The sequence below is a fragment of the Actinoplanes sp. NPDC089786 genome, assembly GCF_040684855.1.
Lineage (GTDB): Bacteria > Actinomycetota > Actinomycetes > Mycobacteriales > Micromonosporaceae > Actinoplanes.
Window position 1 is genome coordinate 1,010,504 of the sequence record NZ_JBFBGU010000001.1, and the last position, 26,678, is coordinate 1,037,181.

General features: G+C 71.6%; 26 protein-coding genes. 17 read left to right on the top strand and 9 right to left on the bottom strand.

The genetic code is table 11. The features are described from left to right. The first annotated feature begins 73 nt into the window (after positions 1 to 73). Genes AB0O15_RS04895 through AB0O15_RS04905 form a run of 3 tightly spaced genes read left to right on the top strand, consistent with a single transcriptional unit; the run spans position 74 to position 2,472 of the window. A complete protein-coding gene (locus tag AB0O15_RS04895; protein ID WP_364314099.1) occupies positions 74 to 1,030 on the top strand; it encodes a hypothetical protein in 957 nt (318 codons plus the stop codon). A 31-nt stretch (positions 1,031 to 1,061) separates the two neighbouring features. Next, the gene (locus tag AB0O15_RS04900; RefSeq protein ID WP_364314102.1) at positions 1,062 to 1,886 is read left to right on the top strand and encodes a biotin--[acetyl-CoA-carboxylase] ligase; all 825 of its coding nucleotides are present in this window, start codon (positions 1,062 to 1,064) and stop codon (positions 1,884 to 1,886) included. Between the two features lie 4 nt (positions 1,887 to 1,890). Continuing rightward, positions 1,891 to 2,472, top strand: coding sequence for a PH domain-containing protein (locus tag AB0O15_RS04905; RefSeq protein WP_364314105.1), 582 nt, complete (start codon positions 1,891 to 1,893; stop codon positions 2,470 to 2,472). Here AB0O15_RS04905 and AB0O15_RS04910 read toward each other — a convergent pair. Genes AB0O15_RS04910 through AB0O15_RS04920 form a run of 3 tightly spaced genes read right to left on the bottom strand, consistent with a single transcriptional unit; the run spans position 2,402 to position 4,308 of the window. Further along, positions 2,402 to 2,962, bottom strand: coding sequence for a GtrA family protein (locus AB0O15_RS04910; RefSeq protein WP_364314108.1), 561 nt, complete (start codon positions 2,960 to 2,962; stop codon positions 2,402 to 2,404). The two genes, AB0O15_RS04905 and AB0O15_RS04910, sit on opposite strands and share 71 nt — an antisense overlap. 37 nt (positions 2,963 to 2,999) lie before the next feature. After that, a complete protein-coding gene (locus tag AB0O15_RS04915) occupies positions 3,000 to 3,509 on the bottom strand; it encodes a GtrA family protein (protein WP_364314111.1) in 510 nt (169 codons plus the stop codon). A gap of 52 nt (positions 3,510 to 3,561) precedes the next feature. Then, entirely contained in the window at positions 3,562 to 4,308 is a 747-nt protein-coding gene (locus AB0O15_RS04920; protein WP_364314114.1) for a sigma-70 family RNA polymerase sigma factor, read from the bottom strand. 311 nt (positions 4,309 to 4,619) lie between these two features. On the opposite strand from AB0O15_RS04920, the gene AB0O15_RS04925 reads away from it, so the two are divergent. Next, a complete protein-coding gene (locus AB0O15_RS04925) occupies positions 4,620 to 6,419 on the top strand; it encodes a phosphoenolpyruvate carboxykinase (GTP) (RefSeq protein ID WP_364314117.1) in 1,800 nt (599 codons plus the stop codon). A 74-nt stretch (positions 6,420 to 6,493) separates the two neighbouring features. Continuing rightward, positions 6,494 to 7,324, top strand: a complete 831-nt coding sequence (locus tag AB0O15_RS04930) for a hypothetical protein (RefSeq protein ID WP_364314119.1) — start codon at positions 6,494 to 6,496, stop codon at positions 7,322 to 7,324. On the opposite strand, the gene AB0O15_RS04935 is transcribed toward AB0O15_RS04930, so the two are convergent. Next, positions 7,321 to 8,928 carry a methyl-accepting chemotaxis protein gene (locus AB0O15_RS04935; RefSeq protein WP_364314122.1) on the bottom strand — a complete coding sequence of 536 codons (1,608 nt, stop codon included), beginning with the start codon at positions 8,926 to 8,928 and terminating at the stop codon, positions 7,321 to 7,323. The two genes, AB0O15_RS04930 and AB0O15_RS04935, sit on opposite strands and share 4 nt — an antisense overlap. Positions 8,929 to 8,998: 70 nt before the next feature. Here AB0O15_RS04935 and AB0O15_RS04940 point away from each other — a divergent pair, with 70 nt between their 5' ends. Together AB0O15_RS04940 and AB0O15_RS04945 are read left to right on the top strand one after the other, a co-directional pair. Then, positions 8,999 to 10,099, top strand: a complete 1,101-nt coding sequence (locus tag AB0O15_RS04940) for an NAD(P)/FAD-dependent oxidoreductase (protein ID WP_364314124.1) — start codon at positions 8,999 to 9,001, stop codon at positions 10,097 to 10,099. 32 nt (positions 10,100 to 10,131) lie between these two features. Further along, positions 10,132 to 10,902: an isoprenyl transferase gene (locus AB0O15_RS04945; RefSeq protein WP_364314127.1), complete on the top strand. Its 771-nt coding sequence runs from the start codon at positions 10,132 to 10,134 to the stop codon at positions 10,900 to 10,902. 6 nt (positions 10,903 to 10,908) lie between these two features. Here AB0O15_RS04945 and otsB read toward each other — a convergent pair whose 3' ends face one another. Beyond that, positions 10,909 to 11,715: a trehalose-phosphatase gene (gene otsB, locus AB0O15_RS04950; protein ID WP_364314129.1), complete on the bottom strand. Its 807-nt coding sequence runs from the start codon at positions 11,713 to 11,715 to the stop codon at positions 10,909 to 10,911. 273 nt (positions 11,716 to 11,988) lie between these two features. On the opposite strand from otsB, the gene AB0O15_RS04955 reads away from it, so the two are divergent. The 6 genes from AB0O15_RS04955 (at position 11,989) to rph (ending at position 20,098) form a co-directional block, all read left to right on the top strand. Beyond that, positions 11,989 to 13,404: a PhoH family protein gene (locus AB0O15_RS04955; RefSeq protein WP_364314132.1), complete on the top strand. Its 1,416-nt coding sequence runs from the start codon at positions 11,989 to 11,991 to the stop codon at positions 13,402 to 13,404. Positions 13,405 to 13,717: 313 nt separating this feature from the next. Then, entirely contained in the window at positions 13,718 to 14,440 is a 723-nt protein-coding gene (locus tag AB0O15_RS04960; protein ID WP_364314134.1) for a lytic transglycosylase domain-containing protein, read from the top strand. Between the two features lie 75 nt (positions 14,441 to 14,515). Then, positions 14,516 to 15,265, top strand: coding sequence for a serine protease (locus AB0O15_RS04965; RefSeq protein WP_364314137.1), 750 nt, complete (start codon positions 14,516 to 14,518; stop codon positions 15,263 to 15,265). Positions 15,266 to 15,305: 40 nt separating this feature from the next. Then, complete coding sequence (locus AB0O15_RS04970) at positions 15,306 to 15,971, top strand: rhomboid family intramembrane serine protease (RefSeq protein WP_364314140.1); 666 nt, start codon at positions 15,306 to 15,308, stop codon at positions 15,969 to 15,971. A 53-nt stretch (positions 15,972 to 16,024) separates the two neighbouring features. Then, positions 16,025 to 17,533, top strand: a complete 1,509-nt coding sequence (locus AB0O15_RS04975; RefSeq protein WP_364314143.1) for a hypothetical protein — start codon at positions 16,025 to 16,027, stop codon at positions 17,531 to 17,533. Between the two features lie 66 nt (positions 17,534 to 17,599). Further along, positions 17,600 to 20,098, top strand: a complete 2,499-nt coding sequence (rph, locus tag AB0O15_RS04980) for a rifamycin-inactivating phosphotransferase (protein WP_364317054.1) — start codon at positions 17,600 to 17,602, stop codon at positions 20,096 to 20,098. Here the strand turns inward: rph and AB0O15_RS04985 are convergent. Further along, positions 20,095 to 20,673: a DUF4245 domain-containing protein gene (locus AB0O15_RS04985; RefSeq protein ID WP_364314145.1), complete on the bottom strand. Its 579-nt coding sequence runs from the start codon at positions 20,671 to 20,673 to the stop codon at positions 20,095 to 20,097. The genes rph and AB0O15_RS04985 overlap by 4 nt on opposite strands. A 100-nt stretch (positions 20,674 to 20,773) precedes the next feature. On the opposite strand from AB0O15_RS04985, the gene glpX reads away from it, so the two are divergent. Beyond that, positions 20,774 to 21,820, top strand: a complete 1,047-nt coding sequence (gene glpX / locus AB0O15_RS04990) for a class II fructose-bisphosphatase (RefSeq protein ID WP_364314148.1) — start codon at positions 20,774 to 20,776, stop codon at positions 21,818 to 21,820. An 11-nt stretch (positions 21,821 to 21,831) separates the two neighbouring features. On the opposite strand, the gene AB0O15_RS04995 is transcribed toward glpX, so the two are convergent. Together AB0O15_RS04995 and xseA are read right to left on the bottom strand one after the other, a co-directional pair. Continuing rightward, on the bottom strand, positions 21,832 to 22,038 hold the full coding sequence (locus AB0O15_RS04995) for an exodeoxyribonuclease VII small subunit (RefSeq protein WP_364314150.1): 207 nt from the start codon (positions 22,036 to 22,038) through the stop codon (positions 21,832 to 21,834). Next, positions 22,035 to 23,255, bottom strand: coding sequence for an exodeoxyribonuclease VII large subunit (gene xseA, locus AB0O15_RS05000; protein ID WP_364314153.1), 1,221 nt, complete (start codon positions 23,253 to 23,255; stop codon positions 22,035 to 22,037). Before xseA ends, AB0O15_RS04995 begins: the two co-directional genes overlap by 4 nt. Positions 23,256 to 23,318: 63 nt before the next feature. Between xseA and AB0O15_RS05005 the strand changes: the two genes are divergently transcribed. The 3 genes from AB0O15_RS05005 to AB0O15_RS05015 all read left to right on the top strand — a co-directional run bounded on the left by AB0O15_RS05005 (position 23,319) and on the right by AB0O15_RS05015 (position 25,585). Further along, the gene (locus tag AB0O15_RS05005; protein ID WP_364314156.1) at positions 23,319 to 23,852 is read left to right on the top strand and encodes a hypothetical protein; all 534 of its coding nucleotides are present in this window, start codon (positions 23,319 to 23,321) and stop codon (positions 23,850 to 23,852) included. Between the two features lie 46 nt (positions 23,853 to 23,898). Further along, the gene (locus tag AB0O15_RS05010; protein ID WP_364314158.1) at positions 23,899 to 24,534 is read left to right on the top strand and encodes a hypothetical protein; all 636 of its coding nucleotides are present in this window, start codon (positions 23,899 to 23,901) and stop codon (positions 24,532 to 24,534) included. A 76-nt stretch (positions 24,535 to 24,610) separates the two neighbouring features. Next, a complete protein-coding gene (locus AB0O15_RS05015) occupies positions 24,611 to 25,585 on the top strand; it encodes a 4-hydroxy-3-methylbut-2-enyl diphosphate reductase (RefSeq protein ID WP_364314160.1) in 975 nt (324 codons plus the stop codon). Here the strand turns inward: AB0O15_RS05015 and AB0O15_RS05020 are convergent. After that, complete coding sequence (locus AB0O15_RS05020) at positions 25,582 to 26,673, bottom strand: nucleotide disphospho-sugar-binding domain-containing protein (protein WP_364314163.1); 1,092 nt, start codon at positions 26,671 to 26,673, stop codon at positions 25,582 to 25,584. The genes AB0O15_RS05015 and AB0O15_RS05020 overlap by 4 nt on opposite strands. Positions 26,674 to 26,678: the final 5 nt, after the last annotated feature.

Here is a 26,678-nt window from a genome sequence, read left to right on the forward strand (position 1 = left end):
TGATCGTATCCAGACCGTTCGGAGGATGGGACGGTGGCGTTTCGTACCGAATGCCCTATTCGTTACTCCACCCGTGACGAACTGGATGACCACGGCCGGCCTCGCCCTGATCGCCGGGGGAATCGCCACCCTGATCGGGTTCCGGCACGTCCTCTGGGGTGGCGGCGGGGTCGAGGCCCGGGGCGAGCGGCGACGGGGCGGGTCGACGATCACGGTGCCGGCGCAGATCCGGGCCCGCCGCCGGCGGCAGGTGCTGGCCGCCCTGCCCGCGGCGCCCACCCGAGCCGCGATCGAAGCGCCGCCGGCCCCGATCGACGTGCCGAGAGTCCCGATCGAGCTGCCGCGGGAGGGAAAGCGGGAGGGAAAGCGGCCGGGAGTCCCGACCGGGCTGCCGCGGGAGGCAAAGCGGGAGGGAAAGCGGGAGGGAAAGCGGCCGGGGAAGGACGGACCGACCCACGCCGTCAAGGGCCGCTTCCGGCCGCGCAACGGGGTGGTCGACGAGCCGACCAGCGCGTTGGCCGCCATGCCCGCCGCCGAGCAATCGGCGCCGAAGCAGCGCCCGATCCGCGAGGGCGACCGGATCGAGGGCTGGGTGCGCCCGGAGTACCAGGACGAGGAGCCGGCGTCGGGCGACTACTGGACGCCGATCCCGGACGAGTCGTACGGCTGGCCGACCCCGGTCGAGCGCCTGCCCCAGGCCCCGGTGCACCCGTCCCGCTTCGACCCGATCGACGAACCGGAGCCGACCGGAAGCCTGCGGTTCGGCCCCGTCGACCAGCCGGAGCAGCCGGAGCAGCCGAGGGTCGTGCCGCAGTGGCCGCCGGCGCAACCGGCCGGTCGCATCGAGCTGCCGCGCCACTGGTCCACGCACAACGTCCAGCCCCGGGCGGTAAGGCGGGCCGGAACTGAGCCGGGCGAGCCGGAGACCCCGCCACGCAGCCGCCCGCGGCCCCGGCCCCGCCCGTCGGCGAACACCCAGCCGGAGCGCAGCAACGTCTACCGGAGCAGGCACGCCGCCGACCCGGGCTGAGCCGGCGACGCCCCGGAGCTAGCCTGAGCGGATGTCCTCGCCGTACCGGGATCTGGAGCGCCCGCCGCTCAGCCAGCGCAGCCTCGAGCGCGCGCTCGTCGTGCCCGGCGGCCTGTGGCGCCGCCTGGACATCCGGGCCCGGACCGGGTCGACCAACGCCGACGCCACCGAGGCCGCCCTGGCCGGCGAGCCGGAGGGCCTGGTCGTGGTGGCCGAGGAGCAGACCGCCGGGCGTGGCCGGCGGGACCGGGGCTGGGTCTCACCGCCGCGGGCCGGGCTCACGCTCAGCGTGCTGCTGCGCCCGGGCGACGTGCCCAGCCGCAGCTGGGGCTGGCTGCCGCTGCTGGCCGGGGTCGCGCTGCGCGAGGCGGTCCACCGGATCACCGAGCTGGACGCCGACCTGAAGTGGCCGAACGACCTGCTGGTGCATGATGCGAAGTGCGCCGGGATCCTGGCCGAGGTGGCCGGCGACGCGGTCGTGGTCGGCCTCGGGCTGAACGTGACCACCCGGGTCGACGAGTTGCCGCCGGTCACCGGGCTGCCGGCCACCTCCCTGCAGATCGCCGGGGCCAAGAGCGCCGACCGCGATCCGCTGCTCAAGGCCCTGCTGCGGAGCCTGGCCCAGTGGTATTCGGGCTGGCGCGAGGCCGGTGGCGACGCCGAGATGTGCGGGCTGCTGGCCGCGTACCGCCGAGGGTGTTCGACGATCGGGCGGGACGTCCGGGTGTCCCGGCCGGCCGGGGGCGACCTGGTCGGCGCCGCGGTGGACGTGGACGCCGACGGGCAGTTGGTGGTCCGTTCGGCTGACGGCGCCGAGAACCGTGTCTCGGCCGGTGACGTGCGACACGTACGCTGACCGCGTGCCTTTCCCGGACGACGTCCTGACCGAGGAGGAAGAGGTCGTCCTCCACCTCCGCCCCCATGCCAAGGCGGCCGTGCCACCGGCCCTCGCGCTGCTGTTCTCGCTGGCCGTGACCATCGTCGCGTGGGTGATGCTGCCCGACAACAACGGCGGGCTGATCGGCGTCTGCGTGGTCGGCGCGCTGGCCCTCTTCATCGCCCTGACCAAGGGCGTCGCGCCGCTGGTGGTCTGGCGGTGCACGCATTACGTGTTCACCGACGAGCGGGTGCTCACCCAGGAGGGCGTGCTGACCCGGGAGCGGCGGGACGTGCCCCTGGCCCGCGTGAACGACCACGTGGTGCGGCAATCACTGTGGGACCGCATGTTCGGGTGCGGCACGATGACCGTCGACTCGATCGGCGACACCGCGCTGGTGCTGAAGTCGGTGCCGCGGGTGCAGGAGTTGCAGACCACCCTCTACGAGCTGATCGAAGAGGACCACCTGCGCGAGGACGAGGAGGACGACGAGCTCAGCGACGCTCCGCCCGCTCCTGCTCCTCCAGCTCAGAAAGCTGCGCGTCGAAGTCTTCCTCGGCGCTGAGCTCGGCCAGCCCGGCGGCCACGTCCATCTCGGCGATCGCGGCCTCGTGGCCGTCCACCGGCGGCTTCAGGAACACGAACGTGCGGTACGCCCAGAAGCGGAACAGCGTCGCCACCCCGGCCGCGAACAGGGTCACACCCATGAGCAGCCACCGGTGGTCGGTCTCGGTGAGCCCGAAGCCGTACTTGGCCACCGCCACCGACCCCGACTGGATCACCATGCCGACCAGGTTGAAGCCGAAGAACAGCGCGTACTCACGCCGGAGCGCGGTCTTCGTGTGGTGGCGGTAGGTCCAGTACCGGTTGGCGAAGTAGGCCAGCGTGGTGGTGACCACGGTGGCGATGACGGTCGCCTTGACGGCGCCGATCGGCATCGCGACATAGGTGATCGCGAAATACAGGGCGGCGTTGGCCGCGCCGATGACCCCGAAGGCGAAGGCCTCGGGAGCGATCCGGCGCAGTCGTTCCGTCAGCATGCGGGCTGAAGGCATTCGGCAACCTTACGGGGAAGGGGACGCGGGAGAGGGGTCACGATCGCGTGACTGAAGCCGAAGTCACAGGCGAGGCGCCGTCATCGACATCGGCCGGGAAGACGAAACGGCGGTACGACCAGAAGCGGAACAGGGTGCCCAGCGCCGTGCCGACCAGCTGGCCGGAGATGTTGTCGGCGGCCTGGGTCCGCAGAACCGGCCAGACGTCGCCGAGCAGGTTGTGGGTGATCGTCAGGCAGGCCAGGCTGATGCCCAGCCCGACGCCGTTGATCACGAAGAACAGGGTGTATTGCCGGGCCATGTGGGTGTGCCGGCTGTTCCGCCAGGTCCAGAACCGGTTGCCCAGGAACGCGACGGTCGTGGCGACCAGCATCGAGATCGTCTTGGCGACTCGGCTCTCGGTGTCGGCGCTGAGCAGCAGGTTGAAGATCGCCAGGTCGATCAGGAACGCGACGCCGCCCACCGCGCCGAACTTGCCCACCTCGCGGATCAGGCCGAGCAGCCGTTCTCGCAGCGTGTACTGCGGCTGCGGCGAGGTCTCGGGCACGCGTTCGAGAGTACCGGCGGTCGTCAGGGGTCGCCGTTGTCGTGAGCGACTCTTAACAGGTCGGTGCTGAATGGTGACGTTGCCTATACGGGGGGTAGCGAACCGTGTCCACCTCTGTCAGTTCGGCGGCCTTCGATCGGCACGACGCGCAGCCGTTCAGATGGGCAGCGACCCGCACCGCCTCGCGGGGTGCGAGCCGCCCGCGGACGTGCCCGCTGAGCCGTTCGCCGGTGAACCGGCACTGCGGATGATCGGCGACCGCGACGTGTTGTTGCAGGTAGAGGCCGCGCAAGCCCTCGCGGGCACGGTGCGCCAGGACGGCCACGGCATTCGGGGTGAGGCCGAGCCGGGGAGCGATCTCGGCCGGGCCGGCGCCCTCGACCTCGGTCATCCATAGCACGTCCCGCCAGCGCGCGGGCAGCTGCTGGAAGGCCTGGGCGGCGTAGGTGCGCTCCAGCCGTTCCAGGGTCGGGTCGAGGAACGGCTCGCCGGCGTCGTACCGGGTCAGGTCGTCGGTGAACTCGAGGCGGCGGTCGCGCCGGGCGCGGTGGTAGCAGACGTGCCTGAGGGTGGTGGCCAGGTACGCGCGGAAGGCGGCGAGCGGGCCACGGCCGGCCCGCAGGGTGGCGAAGACCCGGGCGAAGGTCTCGGCGACCAGATCGTCGGCCTCGGCCGGATCGCGGGTCAGCGAGTACGCGAGTTGCCGGGCCGCGTCGCGGTGCCGCTGGTAGAGCGTCCCGTACGCCGCGGTGTCGCCACCCCGCACCGCCGCGAGCAGATCGGAGTCCGTGTCGTCCATGCCCGCGATCGTCATTCCTGCCTCCTGAGCCGGGAGCGAGAGGAAAGCCCGATTAGCAGACAGCTTAGGGCGTTAAGTCCGATTTGTGAAAGTGCCCTCGGCGAGGCGAAATGAACGGCTTGTTGCGCGGAACTGCGCTCAGCATTGAAGGAACGATAGGTAACGAGCACGGACGCCGAAGATTGTGTGGTTATCCACAGCTACAGCCGATGAACTGAACGTGTTAGCGGCTTAGTCTGACGTGACTCCAAGAACGCGGCCGCCCACACGGCCCGCTTCGCCATTGGTCAGAGCCGACCGAAGGAGATCACGTGCCTGATGCGCCGACCGCCCACAAGAGACTCCTGAGCTGGATCGACGAGGTAGCCGCCCGCACCACCCCCGACCGAGTGGTCTGGTGTGACGGCTCCGACGCCGAATGGACGAGGATCACCGACGAGCTGGTCGAGAGCGGCGCGCTGGTGCGGCTCGACCCGAGCAAGAAAGAACGTTCTTTCTGGGCCCGCACCGACCCCGGTGACGTCGCCCGGGTCGAGGAGCGCACGTTCATCTGCTCCGCCGACGAGGCGGACGCCGGGCCGACCAACAACTGGATGGCGCCGGCCGAGATGAAGTCGGCGATGACCGAGCTCTACACCGGCTCCATGACCGGCCGGACGATGTACGTCGTCCCGTTCTGCATGGGCCCGCTGGACGCGCCCAACCCGATGTTCGGCGTCGAGCTGACCGACAGCCCGTACGTGGTCGCCTCGATGAAGATCATGACCCGGATGGGCAGCGCGGTGCTGGAAGCGATGGGCGACGACGCGCCGTTCGTCCCGGCGCTGCACTCGGTCGGCGCACCGCTCGCGCCCGACCAGCAAGACGTGCCCTGGCCCTGCAACGAGACGAAGTACATCTCGCACTTCCCGGAGACGCGGGAGATCTGGTCGTACGGATCGGGCTACGGCGGCAACTCGCTGCTCGGCAAGAAGTGCTTCGCGCTGCGGATCGCCAGCGTGGCCGCCCGGGACGAGGGCTGGCTGGCCGAGCACATGCTGATCATGAAGCTGACCTCGCCCGAGGGCCGGGTCCGGTACATCGCCGGCGCCTTCCCCTCGGCCTGCGGCAAGACCAACCTGGCCATGCTCGAACCGACGCTGCCGGGCTGGAAGGTGGAGACGGTCGGCGACGACATCGCCTGGATGCGGTTCGGCGCCGACGGCCGGCTGTGGGCCACCAACCCGGAGTACGGGCTGTTCGGCGTCGCCCCGGGCACCGACTTCCACACCAACCCGAACGCGATGCGGACGCTGGCCCGCGGCAACTCGGTCTTCACCAACGTCGCCCTGACCGACGACGGCGACATCTGGTGGGAGGGCATGGGCGAGCCGCCGGCCCACCTCACCGACTGGCGTGGCCAGGACTGGACGCCCGCCTCGGACGCGCCGTCCAGCCACCCCAACAGCCGGTTCTGCACGCCGATCGAGCAGTGCCCGATCCTCGCGCCGGAATACGACGACCCGCGCGGCGTACCCATCGACGCGATCCTCTTCGGCGGGCGCCGCCGCACCACGATCCCGCTGGTCAGCGAGGCCCGCGACTGGACCCACGGGGTCTACCTGGGCGCGACGCTGTCGTCCGAGACCACCGCCGCCGCGGTCGGGCGGACCGGCGTGGTGCGCCGCGACCCGATGGCCATGCTGCCGTTCATCGGCTACCACGCCGGCGACTACTTCCAGCACTGGCTGGACATGGCCAAGGGCGCGTCCGGCGACGAGGCCAAGCTGCCCAAGGTGTTCTACGTCAACTGGTTCCGGCGCGGCGACGACGGCCGCTTCCTGTGGCCCGGCTTCGGCGAGAACACCCGGGTCCTGAAGTGGATCTGCGAGCGGCTCGACGGCGGCGGCGAGGCGGTCGAGACCCCGGTCGGCCACGTGCCCACGCCCGAGGCGCTCGACCTGACCGGCCTCGACGTCCCGCGCGCCGACGTGGCGGCCGCGCTGGCCGTGGACCGGGCCGAGTGGGAGGCCGAGCTGCCCCAGATCACCGAGTGGTTCGAGCGCTTCGGCGACAAGCTGCCGGCCGTGCTGTGGTCCGAGTTGGACGCGCTGCGCGCCCGGCTCGCCTAACCAGCAGTGGTAGCCCAGGGCGGCTTTCGCTCGCCGAATACCGCTCTGGGCTACCACTACTTACGCTGGCGGGCATGACGGTCGAGAGCAGCGTGCGCCCGGTCGCGGTCCGTGCGCTGACCTGGTTGCTGGCGGCGACGGCGGCGGCCACGGTGGTGGTCGAGCTGCTCAACTTCTGGTACGCCCCGGAGCCCGGCCTCGGGCTCTGGGTGCGGACCGGGTGGGCGCTGCTGCGTACCCTCGGATGGTTGATCTTGATCGCGCAGGTCCGCCGGGGCCGGGCCGGCGCCCGGCCGTTCGGGCTGATCCTGGCCGTCACGACCATCTTCGCGGTGGGCCGGCTGGTGGTGCCCCAGACCGGCGCCCCGGTGTTCGCGGGCGTCGTCGGGTTCGGCGTGCTCGTGGTGCTCTGCGTGAGCGTGGTGGCGCTGCTCTACCGGCATCCCGCGGTCGGCGAGCACCTGGTGCGGCACCCGCGCAAGGTGACGTTCGGGCGCGACGGCCTCACCTGGGACGAGGGCGCGCCACGCCGGGAGGTCAGCGGCTGGCTGATGACCGCGCGGGTGTCGGCCTTCACCTACAGCCCGCTGATGCTGGTGCCGTGCCTGATCTCGGTCGGTGAGCTGGGCGACAAGCCGGAATACCTGCTGGCCGTGATCTTCTGGTTCGTGGCCGGGTTCGGTGTCAGCTACGTCGTGCTGCTGACCACGTTCTTCCTGCTCCGGGGCAAGCGGTTCGCGCGGGTGGTGCTGGCCTGGGCCGGCGCCGCGGTGCTGCTGATCGACCTGCCGCTGTGCTACCTGCTGCTCGGCCTGGACGGGCTGGTCCGCGACGGCGCGCCCCTCGTGGTGGCGGTCGCCCTGTCCTCGTACGCCTTGATCCGGACGAGAAACGACCGGCCCTAGACCCGGAAGGTCCCGACCAGGTTCTGCAGCTCGGCCGACATCCGGGCCAGCTCCTCGGCGGCGGTCTGGGTCTCGGACACGCTCTCGGTGGTGACCCGGGTGGTGGTGGCCAGCGTGTCGATGCCGGTGGCGATCTCGCCGACGCTGGTGGCCGCCTCGCCGACGCCACGGTTCATCTCGGCCGTCGTGGCGGTCTGCTCCTCCACGGCCGCCGCGATCGTGGTCTGGTAGTCGCTGATCTTGGTGATCACCATGTCGATCTCGCCGATCGCGGTGATCGCCGTGCCGGTGTCGGCCTGGATCGCGGTGACCCGGGCGCCGATGTCCTCGGTCGCCCGCGCGGTCTCCTGGGCCAGGTCCTTCACCTCGGACGCCACCACCGCGAAACCCTTGCCCGCGTCGCCGGCCCGGGCCGCCTCGATGGTGGCGTTCAGGGCGAGCAGGTTGGTCTGTTCGGCGATCGCGGTGATCAGCTTGATCACGTTGCCGATCTCGGCCGACGACTCGCCCAGCTTGGTGACCGTCTCGTTGGTGGTCTGAGCCATCTGCACCGCCTGACCGGCGACCGCGGCGGCCTGGTTGGCGTTCTCCGCGATCTCCCGGATCGACGCGCCCATCTCCTCGGCGCCGGCCGAGACCGTGTCGACGTTGCGGCGGATCTCCTCGGCCGCGGTCGCGATCCGGGTCGCCTGGTCGCTGGCCCGGCCCGCGCTGCCGCCGATCTGCGTGCTGGTGGCCGAGAGCTGGGTCGCCGCGCTGGACAGCGACTGCGACGCGGTGCCGAGCGTCTGCACGGTCTCGCGCATGCTGCTCGTGGCCCGGTTCAGCGAGCCGGCCATCCGGCCCACCTCGTCGTTCGAGCGCACCTCGACGACGCCGGTCAGGTCGCCGTCGGCCACCTCGGCCAGCGTGGAGTTGACCTCGCTCAGCGGCCGGGTGATCCGGATGATGGTCAGCGCGCCGAGCCCGACGGCGAGCAGCAGGCCGGCGAGCATGCTGATGATCACCAGGTTGCGGCTCACCGTGTAGGTGCGGTGCGCGCTGGCCGCGGCGTCCGACGCGTACGACTCCTCGATCGACCGCAGGTCGGCGAATGCCTGCTTGACCCCGACGACCAGCGGCGCCGCGCTCTCGTTGTAGGCCCGCTCGAACCGGGGGTGGTCACTGTCCAGGGCGGCCGGGATGAGCTGGTCATCGCGGACCTGACGGTACGACTGAAGGGCCTGCCGCAGCCGGTTCACCGCGCCCTCCTGGGCGGGCTCCAGCCCGAGCGCCCGATAGGCCGCCATGCCGGCGTCGACCTGCTTGGCCGCCGCCAGGGAGGCGTCCCGCTGCCGCTCGGCGCCGGCCCTCGTGGTCGCGATGTTCGACAACGCCAGCGCGAAGAGCGCGTCGTCGAACGACCCCTGGGTCGCCGCCAGCTGCATCGCCGGCTGGAGATTCTCGGCATAGATGGCGTTGGCGTTGGTGTCGACCCGGCTCAGGCCGACGATGCCGAACGTGCCGGCCGCCAGCCCGGCGAGCAGGGCCAGGCCCAGGGCCAGGCCGATCTTGACGCCGACCCGGAGGTTCCCGAACCATCGACCACCAGTCAAAGAAGCCACCGATCAACTATCGGACAAGGGCCGGGTGGGACGGGGCGATATGGCGATGATTCGTGGGTATCCGAGGCGGGTGGACTTCGACGTGGTGGTGGTCGGCGCCGGACCGGCCGGCGCCACCGCGGCGATCGCCGCCCGCCGGCGCGGCGCCGGCGTGCTCCTGCTGGACCGGGCCGATTTCCCGCGGGACAAGCCGTGCGGGGACGGCATCGCCGCCGAGGCGCTCGACGTGCTGGCCGGCCTCGGCGTCACCGGCCTGGACGAGGGCTATTCGCCGGTCGAGCGGCTGCGGCTGATCGGGCCGGGCGGCGCGGCGGTGGAGCGGCCCCTGCCCCGGCCGGCGCACACCGTGCCGCGCCTGGTCTTCGACGAGCGGCTGGTGCGGGCGGCGGTGGCGGCGGGCGTCGAGTTCCGCCGGCACACCGTGCGTGAGCTGCGGCGGGAGGGCGGCCGCACGGTGCTCGACGGGCTGATAACGGCCGGGACGGTGATCGGGGCGGACGGCGCCGGCTCGACCGTGCGGCGGCTGTGCGGGCGGCGGCCCAACCCGCCGGGACACGTGGCGTTCGCGATCCGCGGCTACGCGCCGGCGACCGGCGCCGAACAGGTGATCATGACCACGGAGGCGCGCTGGCCGGCGTACGCGTGGTCGTTCCCGATCGGCGACGGCACCGCCAACGTCGGGTACGGCGAGGTCCTGCGCGGGGCGCCGCTCAGCCGCGCATACCTCCTGGACCGCCTGGCGACGATGCTCGGCGTGACCGGAGCACAGCACGTGCGCGCCCACCACCTGCCGCTGTCGACCCATCGGCCGCCGCCCGCCGACGGCCGGGTGCTGCTGGCCGGCGACGCCCTCTCGCTGATCAACCCGCTGACCGGCGAGGGCATCTTCTACGCCGTGCTCTCCGGCGCGCTGGCCGGCGCGGCCGCCACCACCGCCGACCCGGGCCGCGCCTACACCCGCGCCCTGCGCGCCCGGCTCGGCCGTCACCTGCGTCACTCCGGCTTCGCGACCTTCCTCACCCGGCGGCCGTCGATGGTCGACGCGGCGGTCCGGGCGGCGGCCAAGGACCAGGCGGTCTTCGCCCGGATGACCGATCTGGGACTCGCTGACGGTCTTTTCGACTTTCGCACGATCGGTCGGATCGGCCGGGAACTGTACCGCCCCACTTGAGCGCTGGCGCGGGATGACTAGGCTTTGGGGCGATGAATCTGCGGTCCCTCATCTACTCGTTCTACGAACGGCGGCTGGCCAGGAAGCTGGCAGGCATGCCGGTGCCGCAGCATGTCGGCGTCATGTGCGACGGCAACCGTCGCTGGGCCCGCGAGATGGGCTTCGTCGACCCCAACGACGGCCACCGGGTCGGCGCGTCCCGCATCAAGGAGCTGCTCGCGTGGTGTGACCAGGCGACCATCAAGCACGTCACGCTCTACCTGCTCGCCACCGACAACATGCGCCGGCCGGCGGCCGAGCTCGACCCGCTGCTGACCATCATCGAAGACCTCGCCACCGAGCTGGCCGAAGAGGGCAACCCCTGGCGGTTGCGGATGGTGGGGGCGCTCGACGTGCTGCCCGCCACCACGGCCGCGGCGATGAAGGCGGCGCAGGAGAAGACCCGCAAGCGCACCGGCGGCGTCGAGGTGAACATGGCGGTCGGCTACGGCGGCCGGCGCGAGATCGCCGACGCCGTGCGGTCGCTGCTGCACGAGCAGGCGGCGGCCGGCCGGACCATCGAGGAGATGGCCGAGATCCTCGACGTCGAACACATCGCCGAACACCTCTACACCCGCGGTCAGCCCGACCCTGACCTGGTCATCCGCACCAGCGGCGAGCAGCGGTTGTCCGGCTTCCTGCTCTGGCAGTCGGCGCACTCGGAGTTCTACTTCCACGACGCCAACTGGCCCGACTTCCGCCGCATCGACTTCCTGCGGGCCCTGCGGTCCTACGGCACCCGCCAGCGCCGCTACGGCGCTTAGCCCGATCTAGAAGTGCCGCAGGCCCTCGCGGAGGAAGTCGGCCACCGCGACCGGTGACTCCAGCGTCAGGTCGGCCGCGCTGGACACCTCGGCGCCCGTCTCGGGGTTGGCCACGGCCACACACATGCCGAAGAAGCCGGGGTCGACCGCCTCGCGCGCGCGCAGCGCGTCGAACGCCTTGATGTCGCTCATGTCGTCGCCGAAATACCAGGCGCAGCCGGCCGCCTTGACACCCTCGCTGATCACCATGCCCTTGTCCTGGTCGACCGGGGGCTTCAGCTCGGACACCATGCGCCCGCCCTGGATCCGCAGGCCCAGCGCCTCGGCCTGCTCGTGGGCCCAGCGCCCGACCGCGGTCGCGAGCTGGGGCGCCGTGCGGTAATGCAGGGCGACCGAGAGCCGCTTGTACTCGACCAGGATCTGCGCCGGAAGCTCGGTTCGCGCGCGCTCGGCCAGGTCGGACATGGCCGGCACCCAGGGCAGGGCGGCCGGCTCGGTGACCACCTCGCCCTCGTGCCACACCTCGAGCCCGTAGAGCCCGTAGAGGTCGACCCGAGCCAGCCGCTCGAAGCGGGACCGCAGGAAGCTCACCGGGCGGGCGGACACGATGGCCACCCGGTCGACCACCCCGGCCAGGTCGTCGAGCACCGCCAGGACGGAGGGGACCGGCTGGGAGGCGTCGGGGTCGTCGGTGACGGGGGAGAGGACACCGTCGAAGTCGAAGAAGAAGGTGGAGTCCTTGGCGCGCTCGGCGGTGAAGCGCCAGGCATCGTCGGGGGCTGGTGGATGAGAGGGACGTGCGGTCTCTGCCACGACCCTCAGACTACCCGTACAGCCGGGTGGTTCATGCACGTGAAGTTCTCAACATCCACCGTCCGGCGCGGCGTGTGATCGTGCCACTACCGCGTTGCGCGGATGGACGCTAGCGTTTCAGGTATGGCCGGGGGTCAACCCCAGCCAGCCGGCCGCCCGGACCTGCGACAGAGAGCGCCACGGGGCCCGCATCCCGACCCCGTGCTTAGGCGATGGGCGCCGGAGGTGGCGGACCGCGGGCGTACCGGGTTGCACGCCCGCTGGAGCAGGCCTGTGACATCTCGCCGTACTGACGCCGGGAGCCCCTCCCTCGACCCGGCCGCCAAAGTCTCCGGCACTCGAGCCGCATCGGGCCGACGTAGGGCCCGTGACCGGCACACCGACCAGGAACCCGCCCCCACCGGGCGGGTTTTTGTGCTGGACACCTCGGTCCTGCTGTCCGACCCGGCGGCGTTCCGCCGGTTCACCGACCACGAGGTGGTCATCCCGCTCGTGGTGATCTCCGAACTGGAGGACAAACGGCACCACCCCGAGCTCGGCTGGTTCGCCCGTCAGTCCCTGCGCATGCTGGACGAGCTGCGCATCAAGCACGGCCGGCTCGACCAGCCGGTCCTCTGCAACGACGAGGGCGGCACGCTGCGCGTCGAGCTCAACCACGCCGACCAGAGCGTGCTCCCGCTGGGGTTCCGCAACGACTCGAACGACACCCGGATCCTCTCGGTGGCGCTCGGGCTGGCCGCCGAGGGCCGCGAGGTCACGCTGGTCAGCAAGGACATGCCGCTGCGGGTGAAGGCCGCCTCGGTGGGCCTGACCGCGGACGAGTACCGGCACGGGCAGGCGAGTGACCCGACCTGGACCGGCATGGCCGACCTGAAGCTGGCCGAGGACGACGTGAGCCGGCTCTACGGCGGCGACGAGCTCCAGCTGGAGGAGGCCGAGAACCTCCCGTGCCACACCGGCCTGGTCATCCACTCGTCCAAGGGGTCGGCGCTGGCCCGGGTCAACCCCGACAAGACCGTCAAGCTGGTACGCGGTGACCGCGAGGCGTTCGGCCTCCGTGGCCGCTCGGCCGAGCAGCGCATCGCGCTCGACCTGCTGCTGGACGAGTCGATCGGGATCGTGTCGCTGGGCGGCCGGGCCGGCACCGGCAAGTCGGCGCTGGCGCTCTGCGCCGGCCTGGAGGCGACGATGGAGCGCAACCGCCACAAGAAGGTGGTCGTGTTCCGCCCGCTCTACGCGGTCGGCGGCCAGGAGCTCGGCTATCTGCCGGGCAGCGAGGCCGAGAAGATGTCGCCGTGGGCGCAGGCGGTCTTCGACACCCTGGGCGCGGTGGTACACGCCAACGTGATGGAAGAGGTCATGGCCCGCGGGATGCTCGAGGTGCTGCCGCTGACCCACATCCGCGGCCGGAGCCTGCACGACGCCTTCGTCATCGTGGACGAGGCGCAGTCGCTCGAGCGGAACGTGCTGCTGACCGTGCTCTCCCGGATCGGCCAGGGGTCACGCGTCGTGCTCACCCATGACGTGGCGCAGCGGGACAATCTGCGGGTCGGCCGGCACGACGGTGTGACCGCGGTCATCGAGGCGCTCAAGGGCCACCCGATCTTCGCCCACGTGACGCTGACCCGATCGGAGCGTTCGCCGATCGCCGAGGTGGTCACCGATCTGTTGGAGGACATCCCTCAGTAGGCGGGTCTGTGCTCTCGGTAGTGACCCTCGAATGGGGGAATCTGCCCGCTTTTGATGCGTAACGACCTGTGAGCTACTTCACAAGAGCGCGCCGTCGTTTCACATCGACTTCACCTTGGGCCATGGTGTCTGGCGAGCGCCATCGCGTGGCCCACCTGGTTGAGATCGACTTCGTGGCCACCGCCTCGATCGACCCTGGTCGAGGCGACGGCCCTGGAGGGGGTCGCGGTGCTCGCGGCACGGTCCGCCACCGACGTGCGTCGTCGGTGACTCTCCGTGTCGCGCCATTGCCCCCTACGAAGGGATCCACTTCGTGAATCGGCTCTGGAGCCGGGTCGGAGTTCGCGTCATCTCGGTCGGACTGCTCGTCCTGGGCATCGTCGGCGGCGTGTACTTCGGGCAGAACCGGGTCACCCAGCAGCAGGGTTCGAAGGCGCGCCTCGTCGTCCAGGCGACCGTGGACGAAGAGCACCTGCTGAAGCAACGCCAGTCCCAGCACGCCGCCGCCCGCGCGTGGCAGCGCCAGGCCGAGAGCGACGCCGCCGCCAAGGCCGCCGCCGAGGCCAAGATCGCCGCCGGCAAGGCGCGGACGCTGGAGAAGAAGGCGATCGACAAGAAGGCGGCCGACAAGAAGGCCGACGAGGAGAAGGCCGCCGAGAAGGAGTCGTCGTCGTCCGGCGGCAGCGGCAAGGAAGTGCCGTTCACCGGCGACATCCCCGCTTCCTGTGACGAGTTCTCCGGCAACCGCGCGATCGGCTGCGCGCTGATGCTCGACAAGGGCTTCAAGATCGACCAGTTCCCCTGCCTGAACAAGCTGTGGCAGAAGGAGAGCGGCTGGAGCGTCAAGGCCTACAACTCGAGCTCCGGCGCCACGGGCATCCCGCAGGCGCTGCCGGGCAACAAGATGGCCTCCGAGGGCGCGGACTGGAAGACCAACGCGGCGACCCAGATCAAGTGGGGCCTCGGCTACATCAAGGGCCGCTGGAACACCCCGTGCGGCGCCTGGTCCCACTCGCAGAGCGCGGGCTGGTACTAAACACTCGACACGGAGAGGGAGGTACGCGGGCGCGTACCTCCCTCGTTTCTGCCCGGACTTTGGTCAAATGTCCACATGGTCCGGAAATTGATGGTGCTCCTGGTCGCCCTGCTCCTCGCCCCCGCCCCGGCGTCGGCCGCCGATGTGGTCGTCGGTGGTGACGCCGCGCCGCAGGGCAGATTCCCGTGGATGGTCCGGCTCTCGATGGGCTGCGGCGGCGCCCTGATCGCGCGGCAGGTGGTGCTCACCGCCGGGCACTGCGTCACCGGCAGTGGGCCGAACACCGACATCAAGGTCACCGCGGGCGCCACCGACCTCAAGTCGTCCAAGGCGGTCACCGCGCGATCGGTCCGGGTGATCCGCGCGGCCGGCTTCAAGGGCGAGACCAAGGGCGACGACTGGGCCGTGATCAAGCTGGACCGGGCGCTCGACCTGCCGACGCTCGAGCTGGCCGGCGTGGCGACGCCGGACGGACCGTACACGGTCATGGGCTGGGGTCTGACCAGCGAGGACGCCGACAAGCAGCAGCGGAAGCTGCGCTATGCGACCGTGCCGTTCATCTCGGACGACGCGTGTGCCAAGGCGTACCAGAAGGCCGACGTCGACCTGGTCAAGGACGAGTCGATCTGCGCCGGGCGCAAGGGCGTCGACACCTGTCAGGGTGATTCCGGCGGTCCGATGGTCGCCAAGTCCGGCGGCAAGTGGGTCCAGGTCGGCATCGTGAGCTGGGGCTACGGCTGCGCCCGCGAGGGCTATCCGGGCGTCTACACCCAGGTCGGAACCTTCCGTGCCGCGATCGGCGCGGCCGTCCACAAGCTGGGCTGAGCGGTGGCCGTCCGTGCGACGGCCTGTCACCATGGGCGACATGGCTATCGGGTGGGGCGACACGACCGACGACGCCGCCGCGACCAGATTCGGCACGGTGGCGTTCTACGCGTCGCTGGGCCGCGCGTTCGTGACGATGTGCGGGGTGATCCCGTTCCTGTTCCTGGTCGAGGTGCTCGACATCGGCATGGGCGGCCAGCTCGACGTGGCCGGCGGCATCATCCCGCACCAGATCGAGGGCCTCGACGGCGTGCTGTTCAGCCCGTTCCTGCACGCGGGCTGGGACCACCTGTACGGCAACGCGGTCCCGCTCATCCTGGTCGGCACGTTCGCGCTGGCCGGCGGGGCCAAGCGGTTCATCTGGTCGACGTTCCTGATCATGCTGATCAGCGGGCTGGGCGTGTGGTTCATCGGCGACCCCGACAGCGTGGTGGTCGGGGCCAGCGGCGTGATCTTCGGCTACCTGGGCCTGCTGGTCGCCCGCGGCTTCGTCGAGCGCAGCTGGTGGAACCTCGGCGTGGCCGCGTTCATCGGGTTGCTCTACTGGTACCAGCTCTACAACGTGTTGCCGACCGACCAGCCGATCTCCTGGCAAGGACACCTGCTCGGCCTGCTCGGCGGCGCGATCGCGGCCGTCGTCTTCCGCCGCCGTCGCCCCCGGGCGGCCCAGCCGCTCCTGCCCGGCCCCAACCTCTACGGCGACTGACTCTCCACAGTCCCGCGATCGGGGTGTGATCTGAACCACGGATCGTGAACCTCGTGAATACACGGGGGAATCGTCTCTGGTCGTGGCTGGGGCATCCGGCCACGCTGATCGCCTTATTGGTGCTGGTCGTCAACGACCATCTGCTCAAGGGCCTCTGGCCCGGCCCGGTCACCGGCAAGCTCAGCGACGCCGCCGGCCTGGTCCTGGCGCCGCCGCTGCTCGCCCTGCTGGTCCGGCGCCCGGCCGCCGCGCTGTGGTCCGTCGGGGTGGGCTTCTTCCTGGTCAAGACTTTCCCGTACGGTGCCGAGCTCGCCTCCGCGGCCTGGAGCCTGGCGCACGGGCCGTCGATCGTCCGGGCCGACCCCACCGACCTGCTGACGCTGCCGTTCCTGGGGGTGGCGTGGTGGGCGTACCGGACAGCCGTTCCGGCCGCGCCCCGATGGCTGCGCGCCTTCCGCGTCGCGGTCGTCCTGCCGCTCGCCCTGGTCGGGGTGGCCGCCACCAGTGCGGTGCAGTGGCCCGAGGCCACGCGGGTGACCAGCGACCCGGACGGCATCCACCTCTACACCGAGGAGACCGTGCCGGCCGAGGTGGTCAGCCGCGACAACGGCCTGACCTGGACGGAAGTGGTTCGCCCGGCGGCCTCGCCGGTGCACGCCCCGGTCACGCCACCGGTGCGGCAGACGCAGAACTGCTCCGGCGCCGAGCCGCTGGTCTGCTACCGGGTGGTGCCGAAGGCGCTGGGGGTCGAGCGCAGCGTGGACGGCGGCCGCACCTGGTCTACCGACTGGTTGGTAACCAAGGACGACCGCGCCCTGCTGGCCCGGCACTACCCGGACCTCGGCCGCCTCGACGACGAGCTGGCGTCGGTGGCGCTCGCGGTGCACGACCGCCGGTCGGGCGGGCACGTGGTGCTGGTGGCCGACGGACGCGACGGCTTCGCGATGCGTGAGCCGGGTGGTCGCTGGCAGCGGATCGGGTTCCCGGCGTCGTCGGCCGACCCGCCGCCGGCCCTGGGCGAGAAGACCGGATCCCAGCGGGTCTTCGAGCTCGGCACCATGATCGCGGTGATCGTCCTGCTCGGCGGCCTGGTGATCCTGACCGGCGGCGCGGTGGCGGCCGGCCGCGGCTCGAACGGCCGCAGCGTCTGGTGGCTGGCGCCGGGACTGGTCGCCGGCGGAGCGGTGATCATGATCGCCTTCGCCTACGCCGGCCTCGAGGAGTGGCCCCTGTCGATCTTCCTGGTGGTCGGCCCGGCGGTGACCGGCGTGGTCACGATCGGCCTGGCGATCACGGTGACGGCCCAGGTGAACGGCCGCGGCCCGGACCGTGGCCGCTGGACGCTGATCACCTGGGCGGCCGGCCTGCTCACGGCCCTGCTGGCGCTGGGGGTGTGGTTGGCGCCGGGATCGGTCGGGTCGCACCTGCTCGTCTCGGCGCTGTGCTGCCTGCCGGGCGCGGTGCTCGCGGTGCTGGCGGCTCGCCGGATCAAACCCGCTCCGCCGATGACCTCGAGCCCGATGCCGTACGGCGAATGGTCGTCCTCCCACTTCAAGGTATAGCGGAGTGCCCGTCTTGCGGCAAGACCCCGGGTTTGGCGCACAATCTCCCGCGTGACCAGCGAAATCATGGATCTGACGGACATCGGCTCGAACCAGATCGCCCGGGCCGGCGGCAAGGGAGCACACCTGGGGGAGCTTTCCCGGATCGAGGGCGTCCGGGTGCCGCCCGGCTTCTGCGTGACCACCGCCGCCTTCGAACGGATCGTCACGCCGCTGATCGGGGAGCAGGCGGGCGCGGAGATCCGCCGGATCGTCGAGGCGGTGGAACTCCCGGACGACCTGGTCGCGGCGATCACCGACCGGCTCTTCGCGCTGGGCGACAAGGCCGCCTGTGCCGTCCGGTCCAGCGCGACCGCCGAGGACCTGCCGACCGCCTCCTTCGCCGGTCAGCACGACTCGTACCTGAACGTGATCGGGGCCGACGCGGTCCTCGACGCCGTCCGGCGGTGCTGGGCCTCCCTGTTCACCGACCGGGCGATCAGCTACCGCGAGCACCAGGGCATCGACCACCGGACCGTGCGGATGGCCGTCGTGGTGCAGCGGATGGTCGTCCCGCGGGCGGCCGGCATCCTGTTCACCGCCGACCCGGTGACCTCGAACCGGACCATCGCCACGGTGGACGCCGCCTTCGGCCTCGGCGAGGCGCTGGTCTCGGGCATCGTGAACGCGGACGTCTACCGGGTGCGGTCCGGCGAGATCATCGCCCGGACGGTGTCGGCCAAGCGACTGGCCGTCCAGGCCCGGCCCGAGGGCGGTACGGAGGAACGGGCGGTCGAGCCGGAGCGTCAGGAACAGCCGGCGTTGACCGACGCCGAGGTGCTCCGACTCGTCCGGCTGGGCCGGCACATCGAAGCGCACTTCGGCCGGCCCCAGGACATCGAGTGGTGCCTGGCCGGTGACGAGTTCCAGATCGTGCAGAGCCGCCCGATCACCACGCTGTTCCCGGTGCCGGTGGCCGGCGACGACGGGAACCACGTCTACGTCTCGGTCGGCCATCAGCAGATGATGACCGACCCGCTGAAACCCCTCGGGCTGGCGTTCTGGCAGATGACCACGCCCCGGCCGATGGCCGAGGCCGGCGGGCGGCTGTTCGTCGACGTCACCCCGATCCTGGCCGTGCCCGCGTCCCGGGACGCGCTCATCGACGGCCTCGGCACCCGGTCGGACCCGCTGATCGGCGACGCGCTGCGGACCATCGTCGAGCGCGAGGGCTTCCTGCCGCCGCCGCCGGCCGAGGGCTCGCCGTGGACGCCGCCCGGCAGCACCGCGGCCGACCCCATCGAGGACGGTCCGGCCCTGGTCACCGAGCTGACCGAGCGGGTCCGGGCGTCGCTGGCCGAGCTGGCGCGCGACATCCGTACCCGGACCGGGGTTGATCTGCTCGACTTCATCCGGGCCGACGTCCAGGAGCTGCGCCGGATCCAGGCCGAACCGCGCAACATGCAGGCGATCATGGCCGGGATGGAGGCCAACTGGTGGCTGAACGACCACCTGCTGGAGTGGCTGGGTGAGAAGAACACGGCCGACACGTTGAGCCAGTCGGTGGCCGGCAACGTCACCTCGGAGATGGGGCTGGCGCTGCTCGACGTGGCCGACGCGATCCGGCCGTACCCGGACGCGGTGAACGCCCTGGAGCGCGGGTCGATCGAGGAGCTGCCGACGGTGGTCCGTGACGCCGTGCGGGCCTACCTGGACCGGTACGGCATGCGCTGCGCCGGCGAGATCGACATCACCCGGCCGCGGTGGAGCGAGCGACCGGCCGAGCTGGCGCCGATGATCCTCAGCAACATCCGGAACTTCGAGCCCGGCGCCCATCAGCGGCTCTTCGAGGAGGGCCGGCGGCAGGCCGAGGAGAAGCGCCGGGAGCTGGTGGCGCGGCTCCGGGAGCTGCCCGACGGGGAGAGCAAGGCGGCCGAGACCGAGCGGATGATCGACCGGGTACGCACGTTCAGCGGCTACCGCGAGTTCCCGAAGTACCACATGATCAGCCGCTACTTCCTCTACAAGCAGGCCCTGCTCGAGGAGGCCGACCGCCTGGTGCGGGCCGGGGTGCTGGCCGACCGCGAGGACATCTACCACCTGCGGTTCGACGAGCTCCGCGAGGTCGTGGCGACGCGGACGGTGGACGACCGGCTGATCGGCGAGCGCAAGGACGCCTTCGCGACCTACCGGACGCTCACCCCGCCCCGGGTGCTCACCTCGGACGGTGAGGTCGTGACCGGCAGCTACCGGCGCGGCGACCTGCCGCCCGGCGCGCTGGTCGGGCTGCCCGTCTCGGCCGGAACCGTCGAGGGCCGGGCCCGGGTCGTCCTGGACATGGCCGGTGCCGACCTCGAACCCGGGGACATCCTGGTCACCGCCTACACCGATCCCAGCTGGACGCCCGCCTTCCTGGCCGTGGCCGGGCTGGTCACCGAGGTGGGCGGCCTGATGACGCATGGCGCGGTGATCGCCCGGGAGTACGGCCTGCCGGCCGTCGTCGGGGTCGAGCACGCGACCCGGCTGATCCGGGACGGGCAGCGGATCCGCGTGCACGGGACCGACGGGTACGTCGAGATCCTCTAGCTGAGGGACGCGGCCAGGGCTTCCAGGTGTTTCGGGTCGGTGTTGCCGGTGACGATGATCGTGCGGGTCGGGTCGCTCAGGACCAGCGCGGTCTCGCCCGGCCGGGCCAGGTAGCTGCGCCAGGCCGCGTTGCCGGCCCGGACCGTGCCACGCGGCTTGGCCTCCTTGCCCAGCTCGGCCGGGAGCAGCTGGGCGGCCGGGACGTTGCTCTCGATCAGCAGGGCCGAGTCGTCGTCGGGCGCCACGTAGCCCAGGCGGAGGGTGGCGCCGTTCGGGTCGTCGCGCCAGGTGGCCGAGATGGTGTGCCAGTCGTCGCCGAGGTCGCCGGGGACCGCCACCGGGAAGACGGCCGCCGTGCGGGCCTGCTGGATGGCGTCGGCCGGGTCGACCGTGACCGGGGAGTCCCCGCCCAGCACCAGGCGGTAGAAGGCGAGCAGCAGCACGATCGGGATCAGCAGGACGATCAGGGAGATGGCCATGTCGCGGGGCGACCGGCCCTCGCGGCGGCCCAGCCGCACCGGCCTGTCCGCCGGCTCGACCGGCTCGGCCGGTCGACCGGCCTGCTCCTCATCCACGGGACCATTGTTAACCATGTCGCGTGCACGGGACTTTGCGGCTCGGCTCGTGTGAGGATCGGGACATCCACAATCGCAGAGTCGCGAGGAGGCCCTCCGTATGCCCGGCGCCCGTGTCCCGCAGGATCTCGACCGCAACATCGCCCTCGATCTGGTCCGGGTCACCGAGGCCGCGGCCATGGCCGCCGGCCGCTGGGTCGGTCGCGGCGACAAGGAGGGCGGTGACGGCGCCGCCGTCGACGCCATGCGCAAGCTGATCAACTCGATCCAGATGAGCGGCGTCGTGGTGATCGGCGAGGGCGAGAAGGACAACGCCCCGATGCTCTACAACGGCGAGCGGGTCGGCGACGGCACCGGGCCCGAGGTCGACGTCGCGGTCGACCCGGTGGACGGCACCACGCTGATGTCCAAGGGCATGCCCGGCGCGGTCGCGGTGCTGGCGGTCGCCGAGCGCGGCGCCATGTTCGACCCGAGCGCCGTCTTCTACATGGAGAAGATCGCGGTCGGCCCCGACTGCGCCGACGTGATCGACATCAACGCCGGGGCGACCGAGAACCTCCGCCGGATCGCCAAGGCGAAGCGCTCCACCATCGCCGACGTGACGGTCTGCATCCTCGACCGCCCGCGGCACGCCGACCTGGTCAAAGAGGTGCGGGACGCCGGGGCGAACATCAGGTTCATCTCGGACGGCGACATCGCCGGCGCGATCTCGGCGGCCCGGCTGGAATCCGACGTCGACGTGCTGATGGGCATCGGCGGCACCCCCGAGGGCATCACGGCGGCGTGCGCGCTCAAGTGCCTCGGCGGCATGATCCAGGCCAAGCTCTGGCCGCTCGACGAGTCGGAGCGCGAGAAGGCCATCGCCGGCGGCCACGACCTCGACCGGGTGCTGACCACCGACGACCTGGTGACCGGCGACAACTGCTTCTTCGTGGCCACCGGGGTCACCTCCGGCGACCTGCTGAAGGGCGTCCGGTACCGGGCCGGCGGCGCACACACCCAGTCGATCGTGATGCGGTCGAAGTCGGGCACCATCCGGGTCATCGACTCGTGGCACCGGCTCGAGAAGCTGGCGCTCTATTCCGCGGTCGACTTCGACGGCCACCTGCCGACCGTGGCCCTCGGCGCCGAGTCGGAGATCCCCTAGCCGGAGATCTCCTAATCGGTGTCGCGGGCGGCCCGCGCTTCCTCGATGCGGGTGCGGGCGCCGTCGAGCCAGGTCTGGCAGACGTCGGCCAGTTTCTCGCCGCGCTCCCACAGGGACAGCGACTCTTCCAGCGAGCTGCCGCCGGTCTCGAGGCGTTCCACCACGCCGGCCAGTTCGGTGCGGGCCTGCTCGTAGGTGAGCTGCTTGTCGTCGGTCATTCGGGCTCTCCCACCGTCACTTGCACCTCGCCGGCGGCCAGGCGTACGCGGAGCTGGTCGTCGGGTTTGACCTCATCGGCCGCGCGGACCACGTGGCCGTCGGCCCGCTGCACGATCGCGTAGCCGCGTTGCAGCGTGGATCTCGGGGACAGCGCGCGCAGCCGGGCCACCGTGTGGCGCAGGTCGTCGTCGGCGCGGCGGAGGCGGTGTTCCAGGCTGCGCACGGCGCGGTCGCGCAACCCGGTCACCTCGGTCGCGCGCTGATCGATCAGGGTCTCGGGGCGGGCCAGGACCGGCCGCGAGCGCCACGCGTCGAGCCGGTGCTGTTCGCGGTCGAGCAGGGTGACCACGGCGCGGTCGAGGCGGCGCCGGGCCGAGGCGATGAGCTGGCGTTCCTCGTCGAGGTCGGGCACCAGCCGCTTGGCCGCGTCGGTCGGGGTGGACGCGCGGGCGTCGGCCACGTAGTCGAGCAGCGGCGCGTCGGTCTCGTGGCCGATCGCGCTGACCACCGGCGTACGCGCGCCGAACACCGCCCGGCACAGCGCCTCGTCGGAGAACGGCAGCAGGTCTTCCACGCTGCCGCCGCCGCGGGCGATGACGATCACGTCGACCGTGTCGTCGCCGTCGAGCACCTTGAGCGCGTCGATGATCTGTGGCACCGCGGTCGGGCCCTGCACCGGCACGTTGATCACCCGGAAGTCGACGGCGGGCCAGCGCCGGCGGGTGTTCATCAGCACGTCACGCTCGGCGGCCGACGCCCGGCCGGTGATCAGCCCGATGCGTTGGGGCAGGAACGGCAGCCGCCGCTTGCGTTCCCGGGCGAACAGGCCCTCGGCCCCGAGCAGCTTCTTCAGCCGTTCCAGCCGGGCCAGCAGCTCGCCCAGGCCGACCTGGCGGATCTCGTCGGCGCGCAGGCTCAGCGTGCCCCGGGCCGGATAGAACTCGGGCTTGGCGTGCAGCGTGACCCGGGCGCCCTCGGCCAGCTCGGGGGCGCCGGCGTCGAGCACGTCGCGGTGGGAGGTGACGGTCAGGCTGAGGTCGGCCGACGGGTCGCGCAGGGTGAGGAAGACCACCGTGGACCCGGGCCGGCGGCTGATCTGGGCGACCTGGCCGTCGACCCAGACCCAGCCCAGCTTGGCCACCCAGGCGCCGACCTTCTGGCTGACCACGCGCACGGGCCACGGCTCGTCGGCGGTGCTCCTGGGCTCCTGGGTCACGGCATCAGGGTACGGAAGTGGTCCGACAGTTCCGCGCGCCCCGGGTTCGGTCATACTTCGTCGATGGCTGACGCGGCACCGGACGAACGGGAACAACCCGGCGATACCGCCCCTGGAGACGACGAGCGCGGCGGTGGCGGCCGGTTCTGGAGCTGGGTGCTGGGCGCGGTGAGCCTGGTCGGCGGCCTGACCTGGATCCTGCTCAACCTGGGCGCGCCGATCCCGCCGGTCGACATCGCGGTGGGCGCGGTGGTCGCGCTGGGCGGTCTGGTCCTGCTCATGCCCCATCGGGTACGCCTACCGCTCCGTCCCGCCGGGCTGACCGGGCTGGGTGCGGGCGTGGCGGGCACGGTGGCCGGTCTGGCGGTGTCGGCGACGGCGGTCTGCTGCCGGTACGCGTACGTCGAGGGCCGGGGTTTCCCCTTCAAGTGGCTGTCCCGCGGTGGGGCGGCCGACGACCCCGAGACGGCCCGCCGGGTCGCCACGGGCGCGGGCTGGGACGTGGACTGGCCGACGCTGCTGATGAGCGTGTTCGTCTGGGCGTACGCCGGCCTCCTGATCCTGACCGTGATCACGCTGGTCCGGCGCAGGCGGTAAGTCCGTTTCGCCCCATAGCTTGGCTCTTCGGGGCGATACTCGGGCCGTGAGCAGCGCGGCGAACACCCAGGTGGACGAGTTCGAGGACGAGGCGCCCGGGCTCTGGACGTCCTTCGCGACCGCGCTGCGCCTGATCGTCGGCTGGTTCTGCCTCGCCATCGGGGTGCTGAACCTGCTGGTCGAGGTGGACCGCAATATCGGCGACCCGCCGGACACGGCGTACTTCTTCTTCCACGTGATGCTCATCGTGGGCGGGATCACCCTGCTCGCGGTCAGCTGGCTGGGACGCAGCCCGGGCCTGTCCGGTTACCTCACCGGTGGCCTGGTCCTGGTCGCGGGCATGGTCGTGTCCGGGGTGCCCGTCTCGTCGTCGGTGTGCTGCATGACCGCCTTCGACATCCGGCACGGCTGGCCGTTCACCTTCGTGGCCCGGGACGAGGGCGTGGGCGCGGCGGCCGGCTGGCACATCGACAGCCAGCACCTGCTCGCCGACCTGCTGTTCTGGGGGTACGTCGGGCTGATCGCCCTGGTCATCGTCGCCCTGATCGGCCGGGCCGGGTCGCCCGAGCCCGACCCGGCCGGCGCCGAGCCCGCCTCGGCCCCGCCCACCCACGCCGAGCACCGCGCGCTGGCCACCGAGGCCGTCGACGACCCGGCCGAGCCCCGGCCGGGCGCTCAGTAGGCCGGTCCTGTGCAGGCTGTGTGCAGGCCTGTGGACAACCAGGCTCCGTACCACCAGGTCTGGCTACCATGGTCGGGTGACCGAATCTCGTAAGCGTGTGCTGCTGGCCAAGCCCCGGGGCTACTGCGCCGGCGTCGACCGGGCCGTGCAGACGGTCGAAGAGGCGCTGAAGCTCTACGGCGCGCCTGTCTACGTGCGCAAGCAGATCGTGCACAACAAACACGTGGTGACCACGCTCGAGGCGGCCGGCGCGATCTTCGTGGAGGAGAACGAGGAGGTCCCCGAGGGGTCGACCGTCGTGTTCTCCGCCCACGGGGTGGCCCCCGAGGTGCACGAGCAGGCCCGCGAGCGCAACCTCAAGTCGATCGACGCGACCTGCCCCCTGGTGACCAAGGTCCACCAGGAGGCGAAGCGATATGCCGCCGACGACTACGACATCCTGCTCATCGGCCACGAGGGCCACGAAGAGGTGGTCGGCACGGCGGGCGAGGCGCCGGCCCACATCCAGCTGGTCGACGGGCCCGACGGGGTCGACCAGGTGACGGTTCGCGACCCGAACAAGGTCGTGTGGCTGTCGCAGACCACGCTGTCGGTCGACGAGACGATGGAGACCGTGGCCCGGCTCCGCACCAAGCTGCCGATGCTCCAGTCGCCGCCGAGCGACGACATCTGTTACGCCACGTCGAACCGCCAGCAGGTGGTGAAGCAGATCGCCCCGGAGTGTGACGTGGTGATCGTCGTGGGCTCGACGAACTCGTCCAACTCGGTGCGCCTGGTCGAGGTCGCGCTGGGCGCCGGGGCGCGGGCCGGCCACCTGGTCGACTTCGCCTCGGAGATCCAGGACGAGTGGCTCGCCGGGGCGACCACGGTCGGGGTGTCGTCCGGCGCGAGCGTCCCCGAAGACCTGGTCATGGAGGTGCTGGTCCATCTGGCCGAGCGTGGCTTCGGCGAGGTGACCGAGTTCACCACGGTCGAGGAGCGCCTGACCTTCTCGCTGCCCAAGGAGCTGCGGCGCGACATGAAGGCGGCCGCGGCGGCGGCCCAGGGCTAACCGCTGACCAGTTTCTCCAGGTGGGGCACGATCGCGGCCGGTGCGGGCATGGCCGCGATCTCGGCCGCGACCTCTTGCGCCGCGGTGCGCACGGACTGGTCGGTCAGCAGGCGGTTCAGGTGGTCCGCGGTGATGGCGTCGGCGGGCACGGCCAGGCCCGCGCCACTCCGCGCCAGCATCTCGGCGTTGTGCTTGCGGTCGCCCGCTCCGGGCACGGCCAGCTGGGGCACGCCCGCGGCGAGACCGCCCAGCACACTTCCCGCGCCCGCGTGATGGATGAAGGCCGCGGCCCGCGGCAGCAGCTCGTCGAGCGGCACGCGGTCGACGGCCCGCACGTTCGGCGGCAGCCCGCGGGTGCCGGCCGGCCGGACCAGCACGAACTCGGCGTCGATCCCGCCGGCCGCGGCGATCACGGCCGGGCCCGGATCACCGTCGTTGGGCCCGGTCAGGGTGCTGCGGCTGACCAGCACCCGCGGCTTGCCGGCCGGTTCCCGGAGCCAGCCGGGAATGGCGCCGCCACCCGAGAAGGGGACCGGCCGCATCGGCAGGGCGCCGGCCGGGGCCGGGCGCATCGAGGGCGGCGTCACCGCGATGGTCAGCTCGGGCGCCGGGACGTCGAGGCCGGCCAGGGCCGAGCTGGTGATCACCGCCTGGAACAGGTCGGGCGCCGGCCACAGCGTGTTCTCCTGGAGCACGGACGGGATGGCGAGCCGCCCGGCCACGATCGCGCCGGCCTCGCTCAGTGACTCGAAGACGATCAGGTCGGGGCGTTCCCGCCGGGCCAGCTCCATCAGCGGGTCGACCAGGGCCAGGTTGGCCCGGCCGAAGAGCTCGCCGACGAAGCCGTGCCCGGCGGTGCCCTTCATCTCGGACCGGGCCAGGCCGGGGCGTCGCAGCGAGACCCGGATGGCCGCGCGGGCCAGGCTGAACGACCCGCCGATGTCGGCGGTGCGCAGGCCCCGCACGTCGGGCACGTCGACGCCGCTGGCCAGGATCACCTCGTGCCCGGCGTCGCGGCAGGCCGCGGCGAGCGGGATCAACGGCAGGAGATGGCCCTGGAGCGGGGCGGCGACGAACACGATGCGCATGGACG